Annotated in this window: 22 protein-coding genes and 1 tRNA gene; 10 read left to right on the forward strand and 13 right to left on the reverse strand. The window is 39.2% G+C overall.

Features of this window, described 5'->3' with window-relative positions; genetic code table 11:
• Positions 1-2: 2 nt before the first annotated feature.
• A complete protein-coding gene (locus tag HLH14_RS07350) occupies positions 3-569 on the forward strand; it encodes an acyltransferase (protein WP_171532822.1) in 567 nt (188 codons plus the stop codon).
• On the opposite strand, the gene HLH14_RS07355 is transcribed toward HLH14_RS07350, so the two are convergent.
• The 6 genes from HLH14_RS07355 to HLH14_RS07380 form a co-directional block, all read right to left on the reverse strand.
• On the reverse strand, positions 570-1,472 hold the full coding sequence (locus tag HLH14_RS07355; protein ID WP_171532823.1) for a glycosyltransferase: 903 nt from the start codon (positions 1,470-1,472) through the stop codon (positions 570-572).
• Positions 1,472-2,587, reverse strand: a complete 1,116-nt coding sequence (locus HLH14_RS07360) for a DegT/DnrJ/EryC1/StrS family aminotransferase (protein WP_171532824.1) — start codon at positions 2,585-2,587, stop codon at positions 1,472-1,474. The genes HLH14_RS07355 and HLH14_RS07360 overlap by 1 nt, the downstream gene beginning before the upstream one ends.
• Positions 2,584-3,441, reverse strand: coding sequence for a WxcM-like domain-containing protein (locus HLH14_RS07365; protein WP_171532825.1), 858 nt, complete (start codon positions 3,439-3,441; stop codon positions 2,584-2,586). Before HLH14_RS07365 ends, HLH14_RS07360 begins: the two co-directional genes overlap by 4 nt.
• Before the next feature lie 2 nt (positions 3,442-3,443).
• Positions 3,444-4,322: a glucose-1-phosphate thymidylyltransferase RfbA gene (gene rfbA, locus HLH14_RS07370; RefSeq protein ID WP_171532826.1), complete on the reverse strand. Its 879-nt coding sequence runs from the start codon at positions 4,320-4,322 to the stop codon at positions 3,444-3,446.
• A complete protein-coding gene (rfbB, locus tag HLH14_RS07375; RefSeq protein ID WP_171532868.1) occupies positions 4,322-5,380 on the reverse strand; it encodes a dTDP-glucose 4,6-dehydratase in 1,059 nt (352 codons plus the stop codon). Before rfbB ends, rfbA begins: the two co-directional genes overlap by 1 nt.
• 61 nt (positions 5,381-5,441) lie before the next feature.
• A complete protein-coding gene (locus tag HLH14_RS07380; protein WP_171532827.1) occupies positions 5,442-6,503 on the reverse strand; it encodes a glycosyltransferase family 4 protein in 1,062 nt (353 codons plus the stop codon).
• Positions 6,504-6,561: 58 nt separating this feature from the next.
• Here HLH14_RS07380 and HLH14_RS07385 point away from each other — a divergent pair, with 58 nt between their 5' ends.
• Positions 6,562-7,563 carry an ELM1/GtrOC1 family putative glycosyltransferase gene (locus HLH14_RS07385; protein WP_171532828.1) on the forward strand — a complete coding sequence of 334 codons (1,002 nt, stop codon included), beginning with the start codon at positions 6,562-6,564 and terminating at the stop codon, positions 7,561-7,563.
• The gene (locus tag HLH14_RS07390; protein WP_171532829.1) at positions 7,560-8,486 is read left to right on the forward strand and encodes a glycosyltransferase family 2 protein; all 927 of its coding nucleotides are present in this window, start codon (positions 7,560-7,562) and stop codon (positions 8,484-8,486) included. The genes HLH14_RS07385 and HLH14_RS07390 overlap by 4 nt, the downstream gene beginning before the upstream one ends.
• Positions 8,487-8,495: 9 nt before the next feature.
• Here the strand turns inward: HLH14_RS07390 and HLH14_RS07395 are convergent, their stop codons facing one another.
• The 6 genes from HLH14_RS07395 to HLH14_RS07420 all read right to left on the reverse strand — a co-directional run bounded on the left by HLH14_RS07395 (position 8,496) and on the right by HLH14_RS07420 (position 15,679).
• Positions 8,496-9,269: a polysaccharide deacetylase family protein gene (locus tag HLH14_RS07395; RefSeq protein ID WP_214645379.1), complete on the reverse strand. Its 774-nt coding sequence runs from the start codon at positions 9,267-9,269 to the stop codon at positions 8,496-8,498.
• Positions 9,270-9,315: 46 nt separating this feature from the next.
• Entirely contained in the window at positions 9,316-10,206 is an 891-nt protein-coding gene (locus tag HLH14_RS07400; protein WP_171532831.1) for an ELM1/GtrOC1 family putative glycosyltransferase, read from the reverse strand.
• 91 nt (positions 10,207-10,297) lie between these two features.
• Positions 10,298-11,224 carry a branched-chain amino acid transaminase gene (locus HLH14_RS07405; RefSeq protein WP_171532832.1) on the reverse strand — a complete coding sequence of 309 codons (927 nt, stop codon included), beginning with the start codon at positions 11,222-11,224 and terminating at the stop codon, positions 10,298-10,300.
• 34 nt (positions 11,225-11,258) lie between these two features.
• The gene (gene glnE, locus HLH14_RS07410) at positions 11,259-14,003 is read right to left on the reverse strand and encodes a bifunctional [glutamate--ammonia ligase]-adenylyl-L-tyrosine phosphorylase/[glutamate--ammonia-ligase] adenylyltransferase (RefSeq protein ID WP_171532833.1); all 2,745 of its coding nucleotides are present in this window, start codon (positions 14,001-14,003) and stop codon (positions 11,259-11,261) included.
• Positions 14,004-14,085: 82 nt separating this feature from the next.
• Complete coding sequence (locus HLH14_RS07415) at positions 14,086-15,357, reverse strand: sensor histidine kinase (protein ID WP_171532834.1); 1,272 nt, start codon at positions 15,355-15,357, stop codon at positions 14,086-14,088.
• Between the two features lie 235 nt (positions 15,358-15,592).
• A tRNA-Leu gene (locus tag HLH14_RS07420) sits at positions 15,593-15,679 on the reverse strand.
• Between the two features lie 194 nt (positions 15,680-15,873).
• On the opposite strand from HLH14_RS07420, the gene queA reads away from it, so the two are divergent.
• The 7 genes from queA (at position 15,874) to secF (ending at position 23,372) form a co-directional block, all read left to right on the forward strand.
• Positions 15,874-16,911, forward strand: coding sequence for a tRNA preQ1(34) S-adenosylmethionine ribosyltransferase-isomerase QueA (gene queA, locus HLH14_RS07425; protein ID WP_171532835.1), 1,038 nt, complete (start codon positions 15,874-15,876; stop codon positions 16,909-16,911).
• 26 nt (positions 16,912-16,937) lie between these two features.
• Positions 16,938-17,966: a hypothetical protein gene (locus tag HLH14_RS07430; protein WP_171532836.1), complete on the forward strand. Its 1,029-nt coding sequence runs from the start codon at positions 16,938-16,940 to the stop codon at positions 17,964-17,966.
• A 28-nt stretch (positions 17,967-17,994) separates the two neighbouring features.
• Positions 17,995-18,561: a LemA family protein gene (locus tag HLH14_RS07435; RefSeq protein ID WP_067722944.1), complete on the forward strand. Its 567-nt coding sequence runs from the start codon at positions 17,995-17,997 to the stop codon at positions 18,559-18,561.
• Positions 18,562-18,871: 310 nt separating this feature from the next.
• Positions 18,872-20,002, forward strand: a complete 1,131-nt coding sequence (tgt, locus tag HLH14_RS07440) for a tRNA guanosine(34) transglycosylase Tgt (protein ID WP_131271182.1) — start codon at positions 18,872-18,874, stop codon at positions 20,000-20,002.
• Between the two features lie 106 nt (positions 20,003-20,108).
• A complete protein-coding gene (gene yajC, locus HLH14_RS07445) occupies positions 20,109-20,438 on the forward strand; it encodes a preprotein translocase subunit YajC (protein ID WP_067722948.1) in 330 nt (109 codons plus the stop codon).
• Positions 20,439-20,490: 52 nt separating this feature from the next.
• Positions 20,491-22,392, forward strand: a complete 1,902-nt coding sequence (gene secD / locus HLH14_RS07450; protein ID WP_131271183.1) for a protein translocase subunit SecD — start codon at positions 20,491-20,493, stop codon at positions 22,390-22,392.
• An 8-nt stretch (positions 22,393-22,400) separates the two neighbouring features.
• Positions 22,401-23,372 carry a protein translocase subunit SecF gene (gene secF / locus HLH14_RS07455; protein WP_171532837.1) on the forward strand — a complete coding sequence of 324 codons (972 nt, stop codon included), beginning with the start codon at positions 22,401-22,403 and terminating at the stop codon, positions 23,370-23,372.
• Between the two features lie 139 nt (positions 23,373-23,511).
• Here the strand turns inward: secF and HLH14_RS07460 are convergent, their stop codons facing one another.
• Positions 23,512-23,946: an excinuclease gene (locus HLH14_RS07460; protein WP_171532838.1), complete on the reverse strand. Its 435-nt coding sequence runs from the start codon at positions 23,944-23,946 to the stop codon at positions 23,512-23,514.
• Positions 23,947-23,953 lie beyond the last annotated feature (7 nt).

Consider the following 23,953-nt stretch of genomic DNA (forward strand, 5'->3'; position numbering starts at 1 on the left):
AAATGAAATTTAGAAAGGTATACAATAAAATAAGATGTATATTCTACAAAAAAATACTATCAACTTGTATTAAATTAAAAATAGAGAGTAAATTAACCTATCCTGTCTTATTCTTAGGTAAAGGAAATATTTACATAAAAAAATCCTACTTAGGAGTATATCCATCACCCCATTTTTTTGACACAGTAGGGTACTTAGAGGCTAGAACTTCTTCTGCTTCAATTTTAATCAAAAATAATACTATTATTAATAATAATTTCGTGATTATTGCAGATCAAACCTCAGTAACAATCGGTGAAAACTGTCTTATTGGCCCTAATGTATTTATCGCTGATTCAGACTTTCATGGTTTAAAAGTTGGAGATAGAATGAATGGAAATTACCAATGCTTTCCAATAGTCATAGAAGACAATGTTTTCATTGGCGACAATGTAAGAATATTAAAAGGTGTTACTATTGGGGAAGGTTCCGTTATTGGATGTGGCTCAGTAGTTTCTAAAAATGTTCCACCCAATAGTATTTATGCAGGAAATCCTGCCAAGTTCATTAAATTTATAGATAACATTTAATTATGATTTATTTACATTTTTAAAATATATTAGAAATAATTTTTTAATATAGGCAAATCGCAAAACCAGCATAGGGTTTCGCTTTAAAACTTCTATATAAACACTTAGTGCATTATTTAAATCATTATTATCAATATAATAACTAAAATCCATCATTTTAATTCTTTTCCATGCTTTTGCATAATAGGGGCTATTTTGATAAAGATTTATGATCTTCATTCGCTCTTGCGAAATCAAATTAAATTTCTTCATTGTATTATCTTCGTGGCTTCTATATAAAGAGAAAACCTGCGGAAGGTAATCTAATGTTCCAAATCGACTTAACTTTAACCACATATCCCAGTCTTCAATTTTTAGGTTTTCATTAAACCCCTCTGTTTTATCAAAAACACTTTTCCTAATTAATTGAGTTGGTGCTGGGAGCCTGTGTCTATGTATCAAAATATCCTTAAAATCAAATTTTTTATATTTTTTCACCCTTTGCCCTATTATTTCACCTTCATTATCAATAAACTTCATACCACCAAATACAGCCACACATTTTTTATTTTTCGTTAAGTAGTCTACTTGAATACTTATTTTATCAGGCATTATCATATCATCTGAAGCCAAAACACTGAAAAAATCACCTTTCGCCCAAGCTAAAGCCTCATTTAAAGTATTACACAATCCTTTATTTGAACGATTTCGAAATTCAAATCGAGTAAATCTATGTATACAATGCTCAATTAATTGTTCAATTTTCTTTACAGATTGATCAGTTGAACCGTCATCAATAATAATCAGCTCAATATTTTGATAATTTTGATTAATAATGCTATTTATACAATCTTGGATAAAATGCTCATGATTATAACTCGGTATTACTACTGTAACTAAAGGAGTAGTGAATAAATTACTCATTAATTTTTAAACTCATTACAAACCTGGATAATTAAATTTACATCTTCAAAATTTAAATGAGATCCTATTGGTAAACTCAATACCTCATTATGAATCTGTTCAGAAATAGGCAAACTCATGCTATTCATTTCTTTATACGCTTGTTGTTTATGTGGTGGAATTGGGTAATGAATGAGTGTTTGAATACCATGATCTGCTAAATATTTTTGTAATGCTTCACGCTGATCCGTACGAACAACAAATAAATGCCATACGTGTTGCTTATACTCGCTTGCATTTATTTTATCTAAAGGTAATTTAATATATGAGTTTCTTATTTTAGATAAATACAAATTGGCAATTTGACGGCGATGAGTAATTTCTTGATCCAGATATTTTAACTTTATATCTAACATTGCTGCTTGTATTTCATCTAAACGGCTGTTTACGCCTGGTATCAAATTTTTATATTTTTCATGCGAGCCATAATTCCTCAAGGCTTTCAACATATTTGCTAGTTCTGCATCATTGGTTGTTACTGCTCCTGCATCACCTAAAGCACCCAAGTTTTTACCTGGATAAAAGCTGAACCCTGAAGCATCACCCCAATTTCCTGCTTTTTTACCTTGTAATTGAGCGCCATGGCTTTGTGCTGAATCTTCTAAAACCAATAAATTATGTTGTTTTGCAATTTCCATAATTTTAGGCATGTCTGCAAGCTGCCCATACAAATGGACTGGTAAAATCACGCGAGTTTTAGGCGTGATTGCCTGCTGAATTTTAATTGGATCAATATTATAGGTAGTTAAATCAGGTTCAACTAATATAGGTGTTAAGTTATTGGCTGTAATTGCTAGAATACTTGCAATATAAGTATTAGCAGGCACAATAATTTCATCACCATCCTGAAGTTTGCCTAACTCTTTCCACGCACGTAAAGTAAGAATAAGTGCATCCAAACCATTTGCCACACCTATCGCAAATTGTGTGCCACAATAACGAGCAAAGTTCTGTTCAAAAGTTTCTAACTCTTTGCCACCAATATACCAACCTGAATCAATTACACGCGTACAAGCCATAATTAATTCATTACGATATTGTTGATTGATATTTTTTAAATCGAGGAAAGGAATCATTCCATATAACCTTTAATAAAAGCGGGATTACCAATGACAATTGCACTCTCTGGCACATCTTTGGTAACAACAGCACCAGCACCAACCAATGCATTTTTACCAATTTTTATACCCGGCAATATGGTTGCGTTCGCACCAATACTTGCTCCTTCTTCAATAATAGTTCTTAGAAACTCTTCTGGATATTGTTTAGAGCGAGGATGTTTATCATTAGTAAAAGTAACATTAGGGCCAATAAATACATTATCTTGAACTGTAATACCATCCCAAATGAATACGCCTGATTTCACTGTTACATTATTACCTAGCACCACGTCATTTTCAATTAAGGTATGTGCACAAATATTACAATTTTTCCCAATTTTGGCTTTTGATAAGATCACGCTATATTGCCAAATGCGCGTATCTATTCCTATATTTTTTGTTTGCACATCTGCTAAAGGATGAATAAAAGGCTTACGCACTTCTTTGAGAAAATCAGCATAATCACGAATGTAATCCGATTCGTCATAGTATTCACTAGCCAGCACAAGTAGAACACAATCCTCTGAAAAATCATGCATTTCATGCCAAATCATTGGAGGAATTTGCAATCCTTTATTGGGTTGATCAATCCATACTTCTTCTTTTACGAAACCATTATCCATCAACATTTTACATTTACCTTTGATGCAAAATGCTATTTGGTGTAGTTCTTTATGAGCATGAAACCCGCGAGGAACTTCAGGCTTTGCATCAAAAATATAATAAAGTCTCTTTAAATCAAAGGGAATATTCTTGCATGTCTCTGCAACAACTAATCCGCCCCGTTGGTCACCTAAATTAGGTAATTCAATCCACTGTATTAAACTCATCCTTATTCACTTACCAACGAAATCAAATATTGACCGTAGTCATTTTTACTCATACTTTTGCCAATATCTAAAACCTGTTCTATAGTCAACCAGCCTTGATTAAATGCAATCTCTTCAAGACATGCTACTTTGTAGCCTTGACGTTTTTCCAGTGTTTCAACAAATTGTGCCGCTTGTAGTAAACTTTCATGAGTACCGGTATCGAGCCATGCAAAACCGCGTCCCAGCAGTTCAACATTTAAATCGCCTCGCTCCAAATACATTTGGTTCACTGTAGTAATTTCCAACTCACCGCGCTCTGATGGTTTCACCTGTTTCGCAATTTGAATAACGTCATTATCATAAAAATATAAGCCAGTAACCGCAAAATTAGACTTTGGATGTTTTGGTTTTTCTTCTAATGAAACTGCACGCTTTTGATTATCAAATTCAACCACTCCAAAACGTTCAGGGTCTTTGACTTGATAACCAAATACCGTTGCACCTTTTTCACGTGCAATGGCTTGTTTCAGCATAGGTGTAAAGCCTTGACCATAAAAAATATTATCGCCAAGCACTAAACAGACATTACTGTTGCCAATAAAGTCTTCACCAATAATAAACGCTTGTGCCAAACCATCCGGACTTGGCTGAACTGCATATTTTAGATCTATGCCAAATTGAGAGCCATCTCCAAGTAGGCGTTCAAAATTTTCCTTATCTTCAGGGGTCGTAATAATCAAGACCTCCCGAATACCTGCCAGCATTAGTACCGAAAGTGGATAATAGATCATCGGTTTATCATAAATTGGTAGAAGCTGCTTCGACATACCCTTGGTAATTGGATATAAACGTGTACCGGAACCGCCAGCCAGAATAATCCCTTTAGTATGTATAGACATTATGATTGAACACCTAATCTTTCGCGCTGATAGCTGCCATCCTGCACACGGCGGCACCACTGTAAATTATTTAAATACCATTCTACTGTTTTACGCAGGCCTGTTTCAAAGGTTTCTTTAGGCCTCCAATCCAGCTCACTAGCGATTTTTGAGGCATCAATCGCATAACGTACATCATGCCCAGGACGGTCTGTTACATAAGTAATTAAAGATGTATAAGACTGCTGATCTTCTCGTGGCTTTAACTCATCGAGTAATGTACATATGGCCTTTACGACTTCGATATTCTGCTTTTCATTATGGCCGCCAATGTTATAGGTTTCCGCTATTTTGCCTTGCGATGCCACCCGATATAATGCCTTTGCATGATCTTCGACAAATAGCCAGTCACGAATTTGTTGACCATTTCCATACACAGGTAATGCCTTTCCATCTAAAGCATTCAAAATCATTAAAGGAATCAGCTTTTCTGGGAAATGATAAGGACCATAATTATTGGAACAATTGGTCACAATCGTCGGTAGACCATATGTTCTATACCAGGCCCGAACCAGATGATCTGAACTGGCTTTACTCGCAGAATAAGGTGAACTTGGTTCGTATGACGTTTTTTCTGTGAATAAATCTGTGGTTCCTTCTAAATCACCATAAACCTCATCTGTAGAGATATGGTGGAAACGAAAACTCTTATTTTTATCTGCATCTAAAGTTAACCAATATTTTCGGGCTGCTTCTAAAAGCGTATAGGTTCCCACAATATTGGTTTGAATAAATGCTGCCGGACCATCAATTGAACGATCTACATGAGATTCAGCCGCTAAATGCATGATCACATCAGGTTGAAAATCTTTTAGCGCCTGCTCCAAAGCAACAGTGTCACAAATATCTATTTGCTTAAATGAATAACGGGGATTATTTTCTATTTCTGCAAGAGATTCTAAATTACCGGCATAGGTCAGCTTATCAATATTCAAGACTTCATCCTGCGTATGATTGATAATGTAGCGCACAACCGCAGAGCCAATAAAGCCTGCGCCACCTGTAACCAGAAACTTAATCATAATACCCCCTTATATAATCGATGGATTATATTCTATTTCTCTCTAAATTCTAATAAATTTAGATACTTAATAAAAATTTATTCAGTTTTTCTGCTATTTTTGAAAATTGATATTCATCAATTACTTCAGAAAATGCTGTTTCTGCATATTTTTTAAATTTATTTGGATTTTCGATTAAAAAATAAATCTTTTCAGCTAAACTCTCAGAATCACCGCACTTCGCCATTAAGCCATTTTCACCATCACGAATAATTTGCTGTACACTAATATGATCACTAGCCACTACAGGCTTGCCCCAGGAAAAAGCATCTAAAATAGCCAAAGGTTGGGTGTCATTCATGGTGGGTACAACCGCAATATCAATGTCTTGATAAAATTTTATTTTTGCATCCCCACCAATCCAGCCTAAAAATTCAATCTGATCTTTTAAGCCCAAACGGCTAGTCTGCTCCATTAAAATATTCTTTTCTTCACCTTCACCGGCTATAAGCAACCGGACATCACATCCTTTTTGCTTTAATAGGGCAACAGCATCAATTAACAGATGAGTTCCCTTGTAATCTACTAAACGCGTCATGATGCCCAAAACAGGTGGATTTTTTAAAGATGAGGAAAATATAGGTTTTTGCTCGGGCAAATAAACCAAATTAGATATAACAGCTTGTGGTTTTTTGGATAGATCAATTCCTTTTTTACATGAAGCCTCTGCAACACATTCAGCGACATGCGGTGTAATGTGTATAAAGCCATCAGCGCGCACAGTTCGTTTGACATTATGACTGTGATTTATTGCAATGACCGGAATCTCTTTTCCGCCGAATAGCATCGCATTTTTAAAAAGGCAAACTGCTCTGCCACTATGGGCAAGAATAACGTCAGGTCGTTCCTTATCTAACCATCTTTTAATCTTATAAGCGGACCAAAAATCATAAAAACCAGAGTTTGAAAAGTATTCAATCTTTCTTCCATAGTGGTCTAATTTTTTATTGTCTTGACTGGCAACAACGATAAGCTTATGCCCTTTACTCTCTAGGGCATTACTCATATTCATCATCGCATTCCAACGCCCACCTGAGGCATCGCCAAATACACTATTTACAATTTTGAGACTTTTGGTCATAACCCTATTTTATCGTTATTACGATAAGTAAATTTAATTAAAAACTTGCTATTATATAATGAAATTCCATAAACACAATTTACCCATGCTGCCAAAACCTACATTATCCATTCTCATTGTTCATGATCAACGGGCAGGTCATCTCAATCCAAGTTTAGGTGTTTGTGATCAAATTGCAGAAAGTTTTGAAACAAAAATTAATCAAATAAGAACGCCAGATTTAAAAAAATGGTGCGTCAGCTTATTAAAAAAATTATCTTGGTATCCAGTACTGTTCGACTGCTTTGCCCGAATCATTTATAAAAATACTATAATTCAGCCGCATTACGATTTAATCATTTGTTCTGGCATGCCTAATTTACTGTATGCAATTTATTTAAGTCGCACCTATCATGTACCTATTTACTATGCCGGTGATACAAGAAAAGTGAATGATGCATTAATTCAATGCACCATTACCGCACTACCACAGAATATTCAGGCTCAACAAGTAGTCTTGGCCACCCCACCTGTAAAAAAAGAGTTTACTCAACTTCAAACCAACCCTCTTGATTTAAAGTCTGCGTTACTGGTCTTGGGTGGACCAACAACAGAACATCCTTTTCAAACCACAGACTATGAAATTATTATTTCGAAATTCTTGAAATTATGTTCAGATCATCATCTTACCGCTTACATTACCAATTCACGAAGAACACCTGACTTGGCGTTAACCTGGAATACGCTCAAAAACAATGCCAATGTTCAGCTCCAGCTTATTCATGATCCTCAATCGAAAAAATTCAGTGAACTTATACAGCTCTCCAGCTATATTTTTGTTACTGAAGACAGCACCTCCATGCTTGCTGAAGCCATTCAGTCAGGACGCTTTATCTCTTCCATTTATACGCCAAACTCTGTATTTGAACCCTTAAATAAAAAATACTTGGACGAGAGACTAATGAGCAGACAAGCTCTGAATGAGACCTTTAGCCTACCCAAACAGCGTAATTTAGCCAAATTAAACCTAAGCCAACCCCTCATCGCCGCCATTCAACATCATCTGGACGTTCACCCATGATTTCTATTGTTCTCACCCACTTTAATAAGGGGTTGCTACTTAACCGCACAATTGAGTCTTTGCAGCCTTGGGATGATATCGTACATGAAATTATTGTAGTGGATGATCATTCCAGTGATCCTGAATGGGTAAAAAATGCCGAATATATTGTGCACACCTATCCTAAAATAAAAGTGATTCAAAATATCGAGAATAAAGGGCCGGCAATTCGTTTGAATCAGGGAGGATTTGCAGCCACTGGAGATTATCTTTTTTTTATGGATTCGGATGATGTTCTGGCTCCAAATCGCCTGCATGTTTTTTTAAACGAAATGCAAAAACAACAGGCAGATCTATGTTATGCAAAAAAAGTTAAAATCCACGATCTGAATGAAATTCAAAAACACACTGCTACCGTGTGGGAAAGTAGTACCAATGTGCTTAATTACATGTTGAAAAATAATATTATGCAAATGTGTGTGATGTGTACGCGTGAGCTGTTTCTAAAAGCTGGTGGCTGTAATGAACATTTGTTTATTCAAGATGAATCTTTAGCATTAAACTTGGGTAAACATTCCAAAAAAATTATTTCCACTGACCTACACAGTGTTTTTGTAATCTTAGATAGCGAAGAAACGAAACGTGTTCGAGGTGAAAATCGCCTCTCGCGTCACCTCGAACAACAACACTTCGATATGTTTTTTACCATTCATGATTTTTTAAATAATTATCCCGAAATTGACCAAGAAAATAAAACGATTCTGGTGAAAAAAGCATTATCTACCTATTGGAAAAGTATTCGCAAGACCCCTCAGCAACGCTTTTCAGATGTACTGATTTATTTGGGTAGCCGGATGAATCCCTTAAAAACCTGGGATAAACACCATCAACATTTAATTGAATATTTTAATCAGCTCGACCATGTACGCAAAATTTCACCGTAAACAGGACAATTAAGCACGCTGACCCAATTTAAGACGTAATTTCACGGTAAACATCGAATCTTTACCACTGATTTTAATGCGCTGTAACTGCATAAAATCAGGCTGCTCTGAATCTATGCCTTCGTTTGTGGTTACAGCATTGCTATAGCCGACCTGTTTTGCGATTTCTACATCACGCCCAGAATAAATACCAAAGGGATAAGCAAAACTTCTGACAGGCATATTGGTTAATTGCTCCAATTGAATCCTGGATTCAGATAGTTCATTTAAGCATTCAACGTCATCTAATTTATCAAGATTCGCATGAGTCATAGTATGTGAGCCTATCTCTACCCAACCACTTTGTGCCAAAAACTTCACTTGCTCATCATTCAATTTAGGTTCGCGAGCCAGTTCACCACTATTATGATGGGCTTTCTTATAGGTTGACCAATCACGATCATGACGATCAACCACCACATAAATGGTCGCTTTAGCTTGGTATTTTTCTAAAATTGGATAGGCATTTTCCAGGTTATCCAGATAACCATCATCAAAGGTAATCGCGACGGTTTTTTCAGGATGCTTACCCCAATTGGCTTGTAATTCCTGCATGGTGACAAAATGAAAACCTTCGGCTTTCATCCACGCTACCTGTTTTTCAAATTCAGTCGGTTTAACACGCAATTTATTAAACTTCGCACCATCAATATGGTCTCTGACCATGTGATACATTAAAACCCGAGGACGTTTCCAATCTACTGCTGGTTTCCACCACGCATATTTGTAACTAAATGCAATCATGAGAATCAGCAATAGAAGAAAAAAATAAATCACAGTTTAAACCTAATTATTTGGCTAAGAGATATGTTGCCACACGCTCTGCTTCTTTAAAAGCATGAGGTTCAGGTAACGCTTGAATTGAAGTACTATCAGAAACCAAATTAGATTGAATAATTTGATCTACGGATTGAGTAATGCGGTCTTGTTTTAAACGATCAACTTGTATCACTCCCACCTGACATCCCGCTGTTAATGCCTCAAAAATCATCGAAACACTATCTTCAGTCACCCAAACCGCTTCCGCCTTCTGCATTTCTTCAAAAATCCAGCCTTGCGGTGTCTTTTCAACCGGAAATATTTTTAGCCTTGAAGCGAATGATTTTTCATTCAAATGATCTAAAAATTCTTTCGGTGTCCGTCGTGAAGTGGTCAGAATAATCTCAGCTTGAGGATGCAGATCGACTATTTGCTGAATTGAATCTAAAACTTTTTCTTCATTCCACTGATGGCGTTTGGATGATCCACCTAGCGCGATTAAAAATCTATTTTGCTGATGTCTCTGCTCATTCACAATTGGATTGAGTGCACCTTGTGTGGTAATCACATGCTCCGATGCCTCAACATCATCATGTTCAGGAATAATGGCATAATCAAACCAAGTTACCGGAAAATTTGGTTTCATTAAAATAATTGTTTTCGCTTGAGGATATACCCGACCAAGCAGTAAAACGCGCAACTGGGTATGACTACCTACACCAAAAATATAATCAGGCTGTTGCTGTAGTGCTGTAATGTTCTTGTTAAAAATTGCTGAAAATAAGCTAAAAATTGGCAATTGATCTATGGATACTTCTTCGAAGGTGACTTCCTCCGCAGTTTGTCTTTGCATCGCTTTATATAAGCCGACTGCTTGTGAGCGATGCCCCGCTTTGCCATCACTGACATAGACAATATGCATAAAAAGTGTCCTTAAAAGAAAATAAACTCAAATCTTAATCAATAAAAAAGGCGAAAACCGAGTTTTCGCCTTTTGATCTTAGCTGATCAACTTATTTTACGTAAGTCAACCAATGTGCATATTTAGGGTCTTTACCCTGAACTGCATCAAAGAATGCTTTTTGAATTTGTGTGGTAATTGGACCACGTGAACCAGAACCAATTTCGCGATCATCATATTCACGAATTGGCGTAACTTCAGCCGCAGTACCAGTAAAGAATGCTTCATCACCAATGTAGAATTCATCACGGGTGATACGGCGTTCAAACACTTCATAGCCCAAGTCTTTGGCAATGGTAATGATCGTTTGACGTGTAATACCGTCTAAAGCACCGCCAGCGATATCAGGTGTATGCAAAGCACCATCTTTTACCAAGAATACGTTTTCACCTGAACCCTGACATACATAGCCTTGTGGATCCATCAACATTGCTTCGTCGTAACCAGAATGTGCAACTTCTTGGTGTGCAAGAATAGACAAAGTATAGTTACCTGATGCTTTTGCCTTACACATCGTCACGTTAGGATGATGATGGGTAAATGATGAAGTTTTAACACGAATACCTTTCGCCATCGCTTCATCACCGAGGTAAGCACCCCAGCTCCATGCAGCAACAGTCGCATGAATGGTATTGTCTGTTGCAGCGATACCCAGTTTTTCAGAACCGATAAAGATAATTGGACGCAAATAGCAAGACGCTAATTTATTTTCACGTACGACATCAATTTGAGCTTGCTCTAGAGTTTTTTGATCAAATGGAACTTTCATTTGATAAATTTTTGCAGAGTTGAGCAAACGTTTTGTATGATCCTGAAGACGGAAAATCGCAGTTCCGTTAGGGGTCTCATAAGCACGGACACCTTCAAACACACCCATACTGTAATGTAATGTATGTGTTAAGACGTGGATTTTTGCCTCACGCCAATCAACCATTTGTCCATCTTGCCAAATAAAACCATCACGATCAGCCAAGTTCATGGCGCACTCTCCAAATTTTTATACACAGTCATCTTTATCCAATGCAAATATTTGCAGTTGGATCAATTAATCTTTGCCATAACTTGCAAACGATCACGCGGGTATCGTGCCAGTCCGCAGCATTCACTTGCATGGATTGATTCGCAAGGGCTAAACGGTGGCTCTCGGCTCGTTCACTGAGATAAGCTTGAATCAATGCTGTCGCGTCGTCGCTGGATAAGCAACCTGCTTTTGCGGCATCTTCAAGGATTCGTACATTGTCGGAGTAATGGGCGAGATCGGGATTCGACCCACTCCAGGCTAACACCGCATACTGTGCCATAAATTCGATATCAACGATACCACCTGCGTCCTGTTTTAAATGAAAAATTCCATCTTTTTGTTGTTCTTTCGATGAGCCCAAATGGTCTTTCATTTTTTGACGCATCTTCAAAACTTCTTCCCGAACTTTGGCTTCATCCCGTGGTTGGGTCAAAATAAGGCACCGTAATGCTTCAAATTTTTCACGTAAACTTTTTTCACCAGCAATAGATCGTGCACGAACCAAAGCCTGATGTTCCCATACCCAGGCACTTTTCAACTGATACTGCTCAAAGGCTTTTAGACTGGTCACCAATAACCCCGCCTCACCCGATGGACGCAAACGGGTATCAATTTCATAGACTCGACCATCCAGAGTTTGCGTGGTCATCAATGACATCAACTTTTGAGCAACCCGCATGGCAAACTCGAACCCACTAATCGGCTTCTGACCATCAGTATCGCCCTGTTCACTCATATAGTGAATAAACACCAGATCCAGATCCGAGCCGTAGCCCATCTCGATTCCACCCAGCTTTCCATAGCCTGCCACGACAAATGCCATGTGATCCAGCGAACAACGCTGTCCCTCAGCATCAAGCGGATAGCCATGTTTTTTCGCAGTTATTTGATAAGCCAAATGTAAAGTGGCATTGACCGAAACTTCTGCAATATCGGTCAGCGCATCGGATACTTTCATCAATGGGCTTTCGGCTAAAACATCACTGGCTGCAACCGCCAAGACATTGGATTTTTTGAATAATCTCAGAACTCGCATTTGATCTTCTACTTGATCAATCTCAATGCGAAGTAGTTGCTGACGTAAAGAATCTTCCAAATCTTGACGTTTGGGCAATTCAAAATCCATCGACAAGAATTCATCCAACAACACTGGATAATGGGTGAGTTCTTCACAAATCCACGGGCTCACGGTAGACATTTTAACCAGACGCTGCAGCGCACCTTTGCTTTCAATCAGCATTACCAGATACACCGTCCGACGCATCACCGATTCAACCAAGGGCATTAAACGCAAGAGTGCCACTTGTGGCTTATCAGACTGCAAAATGGCTTCAATCAAATGCGGCCAAAAGGTTTTTAAGCGTTGCACTGCTTTAGCCGGCAATTTCTTTAGTGCATGCCCATACCAAAATTCATGGATGAGATTTTTTGCATTGTCATCCAAAACATCATTGAGCTGTTTTTCCAGCAAGCTAAAACTCTCGATCAAAGGATCAGGTTCTTTTTCTTTAATCAGGTGTTCAAACTGAAAAATAACTTTGGCGCGTTTCTGATTCAGAAATGCGATGAAGACATCCCAATCAGCAAAGCCTAAAGTTTCAATCATACGCTGACGTAATTCAGGCTCACTCGGCAAGGACTGGGTTTGTTGATCATTCAAGGCTTGGATGGCATGTTCAACACGGCGCAGGAACAAATAAGCATCTTCCAGTTCAGCCACGGCTGGCGCATCAAGCAAACCCACTCCCCCCAAATGATGCAGGCTGACTAAACATTGACGATCCTGCAATTCAAGCTTAGATCCCCCGTAAATCAGCTGAAAAACCTGCACAATAAATTCGACTTCACGAATTCCCCCTGCGCCAAGCTTAATATCATCTTCAATATTACGGCGCAGTACTTCGCGCTCAATCATTGCCTTCATTTCACGCATGGCTTCAAAGGCAGTGTAATCAACATATTTACGGAACACGAAAGGTCGGGTCATATCCAGTAGTTCATTGCCTTCTTTTCCACCGGTCACAATACGCGCTTTAATCCAGGCATAACGCTCCCATTCACGCCCATGCTGACTTAAGTATTTTTCCAACGCAACATGACTAATCGCCAGCGCCGAACCATCACCCCATGGACGCAAACGCATATCGACACGGAACACGAATCCATCCGCAGTCATATGATCCAGCAGATAAATCAGTTTCTGTCCCCACAAAATACAGAACTGCTGCACATCAATGCATTTACGACCATTGGTTTCACCTTGCTCATCAAAGGCAAAAATAAGATCTATATCACTTGAAAGATTAAGTTCTTGAGCACCCAGTTTACCCATGGCAACCACAATTAAATCTTGTACCGTACCGTTGTAACCCATCGGCTCTCCGTGCTTTGCAACCAGAGGAATACGTGCGAATTTTTTTGCTGCACAAATAGATGCATCGGCAAAGTCTGAAAGCTCACGGGTCAAGGTGACCACATCGGTAAGTTGATTGGCATCCTGCCAGATCCAGCGAAACATCAAACGTGCGCGAAGAACACGAATGGCACGCATCCATGTGCTTTCATCGGTGATGTTGTCTAAAGCAGTATCAACAAAATTCTGGATTTGATTGGTGCTTAAAGGAACGAGAAATTGGTCAATTGCATAATCTTGTTCGAGGAGTACTGCATGATTTCCCAATACTTGTTCTGCGTATTGGCTAGCACGTAATGTTTTGTGCAATTGTTCCGCATTCATTTTCAAACCTTCAGCCGAGTTTTTTCTAGTTATATCAGCTGAAAAGAAATAGTGGAAAATAAATTTAGCATTCTGTTCTGATTTATTCAGTAATGGCTTGCTTCATACCATTCAAAGATAAAGTTTGATGCGCATTCAGGGCTGTCGGTAAAGAGACTTTAAATGTTGTCCCTGCACCTTCTTTGGATTGCACAGAAATTTTACCTTGATTCAAATCCACGAAACGTTGACATAACACCAAGCCCAATCCCATGCCTTTCTCACCGGCAGTCCCTTTAAAACTTACCGTTAAGCGGGGTTGAAAAAGCTCGTCAATCTGCTGTTGAGTCATTCCTAAACCGGTATCTTGAATGTATATATCAACATACTGTGCGGATTGTTCTGCATGAATGGTGACTTTCCCGGTACCATCGACATGGGTGAATTTCAGTGCATTTGAAACCAAGTTCTGTAAAACAGAGGTCACCATATTAATATCGGCATAGACTTTGATATCGTCAGGCACCTGATCAATCAGCTGGATATTTTTCTTAACCGCCAAGCTATTCAAGACATCAAAAACAATTTTTGAAGATTGTTTTAAATTAAAATTAATCGGGTGGTAAACAAAGCGTCCACCTTCTGCCATAGCCCAATTCAGTAAACTTTCCAAAAGATTATAGGTGGACTGTGAAGTGTCCAATAAATAATCGGCAATACTCTGAATACTAGAATCATCCAGTGTTTCTCGCTCCTGAGCCAAAACTTCCGAGAAACCGATTAAGCCATGAAATGGCGCACGCAGATCATGCGCAATAATTTGAAAAAACTTGGTTTTACTAAAATTTAAAGCAGATTGCTGTTCATATAATTCTTTGAGCTCTGCATAGTTTGAACGTAATTCAATGATATTAATCAAGCTCATGGCAAATTCATGCACCAGCTGTAAATTTGCCTCATTAAAGGCTTCAGTCTGCTCATCGAATAAAAGGACTTGTCCAATAGACTCTGTTTTATTGATTTTTAAATCGAAACCGACAATTCGGTTATGCCCAACACCCAAATCATGCACATGTTGAGAAAAAGCAGCATAGTTCTTATGTTTTGTTGTGAGAATAGTATCGCCTTCAAAAAAGGAGACTAAATTGGCTTCTTTTTGCGCATGAAACGCTTTAAACGATTCAGGTGCAGAATACCAAATATAGGGTTCATGATGAAAAGCAAGAATGCCACGCTCTGCTTGCAGAATGCCACGCGCAAACTTTAAAAAACCTTCGACACGATTTTCCGAAGTAAAAACACCAAGCAATAATGATATTCTACATGCACTGAGTTGCTCAGTTTCCGAGCCTATTTCGAGTAACTGCATTTTCATATCTGCCTCGTAAATTTGTTTTACCCCTATTGATAAAAAAAAACTAACTATTCCCCTTAACTTTATTAACAAACTTTCACATAGAACACAATGAAAAAAGACACAAACAGATCAAAAGTGACAATTTAAGGCAGATTTGCTTTTTAGTTATTCTTTATTCAAAATTTAGTCAGAAATTTTCTTTAGACAATAAAAAACCCTAAGCCTTTAGTACTGGCTTGGGGTTTTTTGAATCTGGTCCCGAGGGTCGGACTCGAACCGACACGTCATCTCTGACAGCGGATTTTGAGTCCGCCGCGTCTACCAATTTCACCACCTCGGGAAAGGGGCTACAAGCGCATTAGCTTGTGGTGGCTATATTACTATCAAACTTAGAATTGTCAATTATCTAATTGAATCAATTGATCACTTTTATAGCAAAAGCAAAAACTTTGTCTTAAAAAGCATCAGATACCCTCTCGTTTACCCTTTTCAGGACTATAATGCGGACGTTTTTCTTATTTTTATACATTGAAGATGCAACTTTCTGACTTTAACTTTGATCTCCCTGACGAACTCATTGCTCGCTACCCTCTAGATACGCGTAGTGCTTCACGTCTTTTGCACCTAGATTCACAAGGGCAATATCACGATTGTCATTTTACCGACATTCTTGATTTACTCGATTCTGGTGACTTACTGATTTTAAACGACACCAAAGTGATGAAAGCACGCCTGAAAGGTAAACGTGCCTCTGGTGGCGCTGTAGAAGTTTTAGTGGAACGGATGCAGGACAAATTTATTGCACACTGCCACATTAAAGCCAGCAACTCGCCTAAAGCAGGTGCTGAACTTTTTATTGGTGAAGATGCGGTAAAAGTAACAGTGCAAGGTCGCCACGAAAACCTGTTTATTGTCGAATTTTCACAACCGATTTTAGATGTCTTGGATCAATACGGTGCTTTACCGATTCCACCTTATTTCAACCGTGAAGCAGAAGCCATTGATACCGAACGCTATCAAACCGTATTTAATGACCCGACAAAATTGGCAAGCGTCGCAGCACCCACCGCTAGCCTGCACTTCGACCAAGACTTACTAGAAAAACTTGAAGCCAAAGGTATTCAAAAAACTTTTGTGACATTGCATGTCGGTGCAGGCACATTCTTGCCGGTACGTACTACCGACATTCAAAACCACATCATGCACAGTGAATGGTGTGATGTTCCGGAACATACCGTTGAACTGATTCGTCAAACCAAAGCCCGTGGCAATAAAGTCATTTCGGTTGGAACAACAGCAACCCGTGCCATTGAAAGTGCGGCTCAGGCTCATGGCGGTACATTAGATGCGTGGACAGGTGATACACAAATTTTCATCTATCCAGGTTATGAATTTAAAGTGGTGGATCGTTTAATTACCAACTTCCATTTACCTGAATCCACCTTATTAATGCTCGTTTCAGCATTGTCGAATCGTGATAATATTTTAAATGCCTATCATCATGCTGTAGAAGAAAAATACCGCTTCTTTAGTTATGGCGATGCCATGCTGATTGATAAAATTACGCCTTAATATTTGCCGATAAAAAGAAGCACACCATGCCGCTCGATACTGTTAAACATTCGATTCATATTCGACGTAAAAAAAATGAACGGGTTTTTCAGAATATTGCGCGGCTATGGGAGATTGGTCGTCAGGCTCAAACCCAGCAAGATATCCTAGATAGTTTGCATCCGTGGAATGCGCCGATTGTGCTCAAATTTGAAAATGTCTTACCGCTACTTTTAGCTGCGCTGGGACTTTTTTTTATGCTGCTGATTTTTATTCTCCCGACCAATATCTGGCTACAGATTTGTCTGGTGACCGGACTATTTATGATTTTCTGGGCCTATATCAGCTATGAAGATAAAAAGCCCATTGACGAGGTCATTGAGTTTTTAGAACAACAGTCCATCGCTAAAAAATACCAGTTAGCCTTCCAGCAACAACCACAACATATTTCTGTTCCGCTGCAACCGGTTTTATTCATTGCCCATTTAAAACGGCTGTTTCCGGTGTTTAATCAAGGCACCCTCTCGAATGATATTCCCTATTATGCCAGTACGGTCTGGGCAGATGAGGAAGGCAAAGAACATCAAGTCATGGTCTTTCAATACCATTATATCAATCAAGTCCGCGTCCGTGATAAAGATGGCAATGATGTCAAAGTCAAAGAAGTCCATAAAGATTTATGGGGTGTATTCGTTTTTGATGTAGAGATCCAAGGTCTTGCAGTTACAACGGCACGGAAGAACTTTTATTACCCTTATAGTTTTCCCTGGCATACCAGTGATATTCAGACCAATGAAAAATTAAACATTTTTGGCAGTGATGAAATGCAAACTGCGAAATTACTATCACCGGCATTTGTATTAAAATTGGCTGATTTTTTTGCCCAGCGTCAGGGCGATTTAATATTCCATCCCACGAGCCATACCTTATGCTTTTTAGGTCCTGCTGATTTATTTAAAATATCGACACAAGCTAAAAACATTCAAGATATTTCCGCATTACGTGGACACTTACGCACTTTTAAATTACCTTATTTAGAAAGCTTACAGCGTGACTTAACGCACTTTTTAAAATAACAAGGTTGGATGTTTTGGGGACATATAAATGGGGCTGTTAATTTTTTTGCTATTGATCATTGCCGTGGTCGTTGCATGTATCATGATTCGTAATAATATTGTTCGTCATCACAATGCTTCTGTACGCGCCTGGTCAGATGTGGCCAGCTATGAACGTCAAAAAATAAAGATTCTGGATGGCTTACAGCCTTTAGTTGAGCAATATTCAGGTTTTGAAAAAGGCACTTTAGAAAAAGTGACTGAACTGCGTCAGAATATTTTAAATCTCAATTCAAATAATACCGATGTATCTCAATTACAACGCATTGAAAGCTTAAATAAAGAATTGATGCGTAGTCTAAATGTGGTGGTTGAAAACTATCCCGAACTTAAAGCCAATGAAATTTATCTGAAAATGATGAATGAAATTGAAGAACAAAATGAAAATGTCGGCGCAGCCATTACCATTTTTAATCGTAATGTGGAACTATTTAATAACCATATTCAGGTTTTCCCCAATAACATTGTGAACACCATGACCATGGGTAAAAAAGCCATTCGTCCCTTTCGAGATCAAGCGGTCACTCAAAATTTTGACTATCGACCTAATTTTTAATACCTTGGGACTTCTTGTATTCACCCTTCATAAATAACCGCAAGAAGCCCAAAAACTATAATTTAAAAAAAATATTAACTTCATAAAAAGAATAAAGCTCATGTTAGAACACATACCATGCAAGCCACACCCAGACTTTACTTAATCATGATCACTATTCACATATACCGTGAAAAGGAAAGTATCGAGTTAAAATTCGACAACGCTGGCGTTTATGTGCGTAATCTAGGAAAATAGCCAACTTTTAGCGGCGAACTGTTTATTCGCTCTTGCACTGCACGCAGTGCTTTGCTCTTGTTCAGGATATTTTATGAAGTTTGAGAAATTAGGTCAGTCGGGTCGTGCCCGTCGTGGTCGTTTAACGCTTGAACATGGCGTGATTGAAACGCCCGTGTTTATGCCTGTTGGTACCTACGGTACTGTTAAAGGCATGCTCCCACGTGATATTGAAGATATTAAAGCTCAAATTATTTTGGGTAATACTTTCCATCTTTACTTGCGTCCAGGTTTAGACGTGATTCGTGAACATGGTGGCTTGCACGAGTTCATGAAATGGAATAAACCGATTTTAACCGATTCAGGCGGCTTCCAGGTTTTCAGCTTGGGTGCAATGCGTAAGATCAAAGAAGATGGTGTAACTTTCCGTTCGCCTATTGATGGCTCTAAAGTATTCTTATCACCTGAAATTTCAATGGATATTCAACATACCTTGAATTCAGACATCGTGATGATTTTTGACGAATGCACGCCTTATCCTGCAACCCGTGAGGAAGCGCAAAAATCATTGCAACTTTCGCTACGCTGGGCAAAACGTTGTAAAACTCAACATCATGATGTGCTCAAAAATAAAAATGCCTTGTTCGGTATTATCCAGGGTGGCATGTACGAAGATCTTCGTGATGAATCACTCAATGGTTTAAAAGAAATTGATTTTGATGGTTTTGCCATTGGTGGTCTTTCTGTGGGTGAACCGAAAGAAGAAATGATCAAGGTACTGGATTATCTTCCTGTGAAAATGCCTGAAGATAAACCGCGTTACCTGATGGGTGTCGGCAAACCGGAAGATATCGTTGAAGCGATTCGTCGCGGTGTCGACATGTTTGACTGTGTGATGCCAACACGTAATGCACGTAACGGTCATTATTTTGTGACGGATGGTTTGGTACGTATTCGTAATGCGAAATATCGTCATGACCAAAGTCCGCTTGATTCACAATGCGACTGTTACACTTGCCAGAATTTTACTCGCTCGTACTTATTCCATTTGGAAAAATGCGGTGAAATGCTCGGTTCTATGCTCGGTACAATTCATAACCTGCGTTATTACCAAAGATTTACACAAGACATCCGTGATGCGTTGGATAATGGTACTTTTGATCAATATGTCCAAGAATTTTATGCGTGTCGTGGTCTAGAAGTTCCGCCTTGTCCTGAAGATTAATCTTTCAGCATTTGCGCTGAAGAAAAAGACAGGGTAAATTGCTGAACAAGTTATTTTATTTATCATCATATTGTTGATATACAGTTTTTTATTTTAGGAAAATGAAATGAGCCTTTTTATTTCTACTGCTCACGCAGCGGGTGAAGCTGCAACCCAACCAAGTTTGGTAACTAACCTTTTGATGATTGCTGTATTTGTCGCAATTTTCTATTTCCTCATTTGGCGCCCTCAAGCAAAACGCGCTAAAGAACACCGCACCCTGGTTGAAAGCCTAGGTGTAGGTAGTGAAGTCGTTTTTGCAGGCGGTTTAATGGGTAAAATCACTAAGATTGAAGGTGATTTTGCAGTGGTTGAATTAAGCCGTGGCGTAGAAGTAAAAGTTCAGCGTGCAAGTGTGATTTCAGTTCTTCCTGAAGGCACATTAAATAATCTTTAATCAAAAAAAAGTCGTGCCCTAGCACGACTTTTTCATTTTAAGAAGAAAACAAATGCGTTACCCAGCATGGAAATATCTGCTGATCATCGTGGTTTTGATGATTAGCACATTATATGCCCTGCCTAGTTTGTATCCCGATGAACCTGCTGTTCAAATTTCGGGTGCCAAAGCCGGTACCCAAATTGATCAAAGCATCGTACAAAAAGCAGAGCAATTATTAGAAAGTGAAAAAATTCCAAGCCATGACAACAGCTTTAGCAATAATGCTGCCCTTTTGCGTCTCGATACTTCTGAAGCACAGTTAAAAGCCAAAGAAGTATTACGTCGTGGACTTGGCGATAATTATGTTGTTGCATTGAACCTTGCGCCAACCACTCCTGAATGGCTACAAAAAATTGGTGCAAAACCAATGAAATTGGGTCTGGATTTACGTGGTGGTGTGCACTTCTTGCTTGAAGTGGATATGGATAAAGCCATCAGTCAGCGTATGGAAACATCTGCGACTGATTTGCGTCGTCAACTTCGTGACAACAAGCTGAAATTCAATAGTCTTGCGTTGAATAACAACACCATTACGGTGCAGTTTGCCAATAACAGTGATCGTGATGCGGTTATGGACTTCTTGCGTCGTAATGGCAATGAATTCACTCAACAAGCGATTGCATCAGAGTCAGGTTCAACTTTACGTCTAAACTATACCGATGTCCGTAAGCAAGAAATTCAGTCTTATGCGGTAAACCAAAACTTAACCACTTTACGTAACCGTATTAACGAGTTGGGTGTAGCGGAAGCATTGGTTCAAACCCAAGGTAGCAATCGCATTGTGGTTGAACTTCCGGGTGTTCAGGATACTGCTGAAGCAAAACGTGTCTTGGGTCGTACAGCGAACCTGGAATTCCGCCTGGTTTCTGATTTGAATGACCAATATATCGATCCGTATACCGGTAAATCGACTGGAAAAGCATTACCTCCAGGTACAGAAATTTTTGCTTATGAATCACTGGATAGTGGCCGCGAATTATTATTGAACCGTAACCGTATTCTTACCGGTGAACGTGTACAAAACGCTTCAAGTGGCTTTAGCCAAGATAGCGGTGGCGCTGAAGTAAATATTACTTTAGACAGTGCTGGCGGCAAACTGATGTCAGATGCAACACGTACTGCGGTTGGTAAACGCATGGCGGTATTGTTCATCGAGAACAAGCAAAAAATCAGCTATGTACCCGATCCTGTAACTGGTGCACAAACTGAAGTGCGTACGCCTTATGCAGAATCTGTCGTGATTAATGCGGCAACCATTCAAGCTGTGTTAGGTTCTCAGTTCCGTATTACCGGTCTGGATTCTCCACAAGAAGCAGCTGAACTTGCGCTGATGCTTCGTGCAGGTGCTTTGGCTGCGCCAATGTACTTTGTTGAAGAACGTGTGGTTGGTCCAAGCCTGGGTCAAGAAAACATCGACAAAGGTGTGTTATCGACTCAAATCGGTTTCATCCTGGTTGCAATCTGGATGGTGGTATTCTTCCGTCTATTCGGTGTGATTGCTAACTTTGCCCTGCTTGCCAATTTGGCGATGATCCTGACTGTCATGTCTTGGATTGGTGCTTCACTGACCCTTCCGGGTATTGCCGGTATCGTAATTACCATTGGTATGGCAGTCGATGCCAACGTACTGATCTGTGAGCGAATAAGGGAAGAGATGAAATGGGGAGCCTCGCCCAAACAAGCGATTGTCGCGGGTTATGATCGAGCCTATAACACCATTTTTGACTCGAACTTAACCACGTTCCTGGTTGCGTTTATTCTTTTTGCCATCGGTACAGGTCCTATCAAAGGCTTCGCCGTAACCTTGATGATCGGTATTATTTGCTCGATGTTTACTGCAATTACAGTGACCCGTGCAATCGTACAGCTCATTTATGGCAAAAAACGTAACTTGAAGAAGTTGAGCATTTAAGGAGATCTATGATGACTGATATGACTCAACCGAATTCAAAAAAATACGGTCGCCCAGATGATGAACGAATAATTCCGTTTATGAAAATTGCCAAACCAGCGGCAATTTTCTCCATCATCCTGACCATTGCAAGCATCTTCTTTATTGTGACCAAAGGTCTAAACCTAGGTTTGGACTTTACTGGTGGTGTTTCTGCAGAATTAAACTATGCACAACCTGCCAACCAGAGTGAAGTGATTAAAGCGTTAAATCAAGCCGGTTTTAAAGACGCTGTGGTGCAAACCCTCGGTAGCAATAAAGACCTTTTGGTGCGTATGCCCCCTCAAGATCTTGAAGTGGAAGATCTAAGTAACGCAATTAGCAAAGCTGCCCAATTGCCGAATAATGCTGCTGAAGTCCACAAAGTGGACGCTGTCGGTGGTCAAGTCGGGAATGAGCTGTATATTCGATCTGCAGGTGCTGTCGCGCTAGCATTACTGTTAATGCTGGTATACGTCACGATTCGTTTTGAATTCAAGCTGGCTGTAGGTGCAGTGCTTTCATTATTCCATGACGTGCTTGTAACAGTGGGTATTTTTGCCCTGATGCAATGGCCTTTTGACTTAACCGTATTGGCTGCAATTCTGGCACTTTTAGGGTTCTCGTTAAACGATAACATCGTGGTATCGGATCGTATTCGTGAAAATTTCCGTAAGATCCGTGGCGCAAGCCCGCGTGAAATTATCGATATTTCTTTGACAGAAACCCTACGCCGTACCATTCATACCTCAATGACCTTATTGCTTGTAGTACTTGCAATGATGTTCCTTGGTGGTGAGGGTTTACACTGGTTCTCTGTAGCCATGTTTATTGGTGTATTTGTCGGTACTTATTCTTCAATTTATATTGGTACTGCCTTTGCCCTATGGCGTGGTCTGAATCGTCAAGACTTCATTGTGCAGGTTAAGCCTGAATTTGAAGAAGAAGAAATTCCTAAATAATTTCTCTTTAAAGCCAGATCAGCTTTAACTTGAGATAAAAAAGCCCATCTTCGGATGGGCTTTTTTATGTTGCAGCAAAAATGCGGTCGAAAATTAATTCATTTGGGTTTGCTCAAAAGCTCAATGGAATTGCCTAAACTTAGAACTTAACCAGATCCGCTTTTAAAGCAACGCTTGCAACTGCCATCCCTTTAAAGCACTGGTAGGTCGTTGAACTCTTGCTTTCATTCGCTTTGAAGTAGCTGACAATATTGGTAACAGAGTTGGCCCCTTGCGCTTTAGCAGTCTTTTGCAACTGAATCAATGCGGAACGTAATACGTGATCACAGGCTGTTTCTGCAGATTTGGCAAAACCATTGGTTTTTTTATTGGTCACTGCATCTTTTTGCACCACTTTACCGCCCGACTTGGTTCCTGCCAGATAAAATTTCACAGAACCATCCAAAGTACCATCTGCAACGGCACGTTCAACTGCACTTTTAAAATCCAGATTGTGTGCAGTATCTGCAGCCTGAGCTGAAACTGCCCCACCAAAACACAATGCTGCTGTAAGTGTTAATTTTTTCATTAACATAATTTTT

The sequence above is a fragment of the Acinetobacter terrae genome (assembly GCF_013004375.1).
GTDB lineage: Bacteria > Pseudomonadota > Gammaproteobacteria > Pseudomonadales > Moraxellaceae > Acinetobacter > Acinetobacter terrae.

What these genes read in the sequence shown, in the direction of transcription:
- HLH14_RS07350 (WP_171532822.1), top strand. Translation starts at nt 3, where the DNA reads ATGAAATTTAGAAAGGTATACAATAAAATAAGATGTATATTCTACAAA.
- HLH14_RS07355 (WP_171532823.1), bottom strand. Translation starts at nt 1,472, where the DNA reads ATGAGTAATTTATTCACTACTCCTTTAGTTACAGTAGTAATACCGAGT.
- HLH14_RS07360 (WP_171532824.1), bottom strand. Translation starts at nt 2,587, where the DNA reads ATGATTCCTTTCCTCGATTTAAAAAATATCAATCAACAATATCGTAAT.
- HLH14_RS07365 (WP_171532825.1), bottom strand. Translation starts at nt 3,441, where the DNA reads ATGAGTTTAATACAGTGGATTGAATTACCTAATTTAGGTGACCAACGG.
- rfbA (WP_171532826.1), bottom strand. Translation starts at nt 4,322, where the DNA reads ATGTCTATACATACTAAAGGGATTATTCTGGCTGGCGGTTCCGGTACA.
- HLH14_RS07380 (WP_171532827.1), bottom strand. Translation starts at nt 6,503, where the DNA reads ATGACCAAAAGTCTCAAAATTGTAAATAGTGTATTTGGCGATGCCTCA.
- HLH14_RS07385 (WP_171532828.1), top strand. Translation starts at nt 6,562, where the DNA reads ATGAAATTCCATAAACACAATTTACCCATGCTGCCAAAACCTACATTA.
- HLH14_RS07390 (WP_171532829.1), top strand. Translation starts at nt 7,560, where the DNA reads ATGATTTCTATTGTTCTCACCCACTTTAATAAGGGGTTGCTACTTAAC.
- HLH14_RS07395 (WP_214645379.1), bottom strand. Translation starts at nt 9,269, where the DNA reads ATGATTGCATTTAGTTACAAATATGCGTGGTGGAAACCAGCAGTAGAT.
- HLH14_RS07400 (WP_171532831.1), bottom strand. Translation starts at nt 10,206, where the DNA reads ATGCATATTGTCTATGTCAGTGATGGCAAAGCGGGGCATCGCTCACAA.
- HLH14_RS07405 (WP_171532832.1), bottom strand. Translation starts at nt 11,224, where the DNA reads ATGAACTTGGCTGATCGTGATGGTTTTATTTGGCAAGATGGACAAATG.
- glnE (WP_171532833.1), bottom strand. Translation starts at nt 14,003, where the DNA reads ATGAATGCGGAACAATTGCACAAAACATTACGTGCTAGCCAATACGCA.
- HLH14_RS07415 (WP_171532834.1), bottom strand. Translation starts at nt 15,357, where the DNA reads ATGAAAATGCAGTTACTCGAAATAGGCTCGGAAACTGAGCAACTCAGT.
- queA (WP_171532835.1), top strand. Translation starts at nt 15,874, where the DNA reads ATGCAACTTTCTGACTTTAACTTTGATCTCCCTGACGAACTCATTGCT.
- HLH14_RS07430 (WP_171532836.1), top strand. Translation starts at nt 16,938, where the DNA reads ATGCCGCTCGATACTGTTAAACATTCGATTCATATTCGACGTAAAAAA.
- HLH14_RS07435 (WP_067722944.1), top strand. Translation starts at nt 17,995, where the DNA reads ATGGGGCTGTTAATTTTTTTGCTATTGATCATTGCCGTGGTCGTTGCA.
- tgt (WP_131271182.1), top strand. Translation starts at nt 18,872, where the DNA reads ATGAAGTTTGAGAAATTAGGTCAGTCGGGTCGTGCCCGTCGTGGTCGT.
- yajC (WP_067722948.1), top strand. Translation starts at nt 20,109, where the DNA reads ATGAGCCTTTTTATTTCTACTGCTCACGCAGCGGGTGAAGCTGCAACC.
- secD (WP_131271183.1), top strand. Translation starts at nt 20,491, where the DNA reads ATGCGTTACCCAGCATGGAAATATCTGCTGATCATCGTGGTTTTGATG.
- secF (WP_171532837.1), top strand. Translation starts at nt 22,401, where the DNA reads ATGATGACTGATATGACTCAACCGAATTCAAAAAAATACGGTCGCCCA.
- HLH14_RS07460 (WP_171532838.1), bottom strand. Translation starts at nt 23,946, where the DNA reads ATGTTAATGAAAAAATTAACACTTACAGCAGCATTGTGTTTTGGTGGG.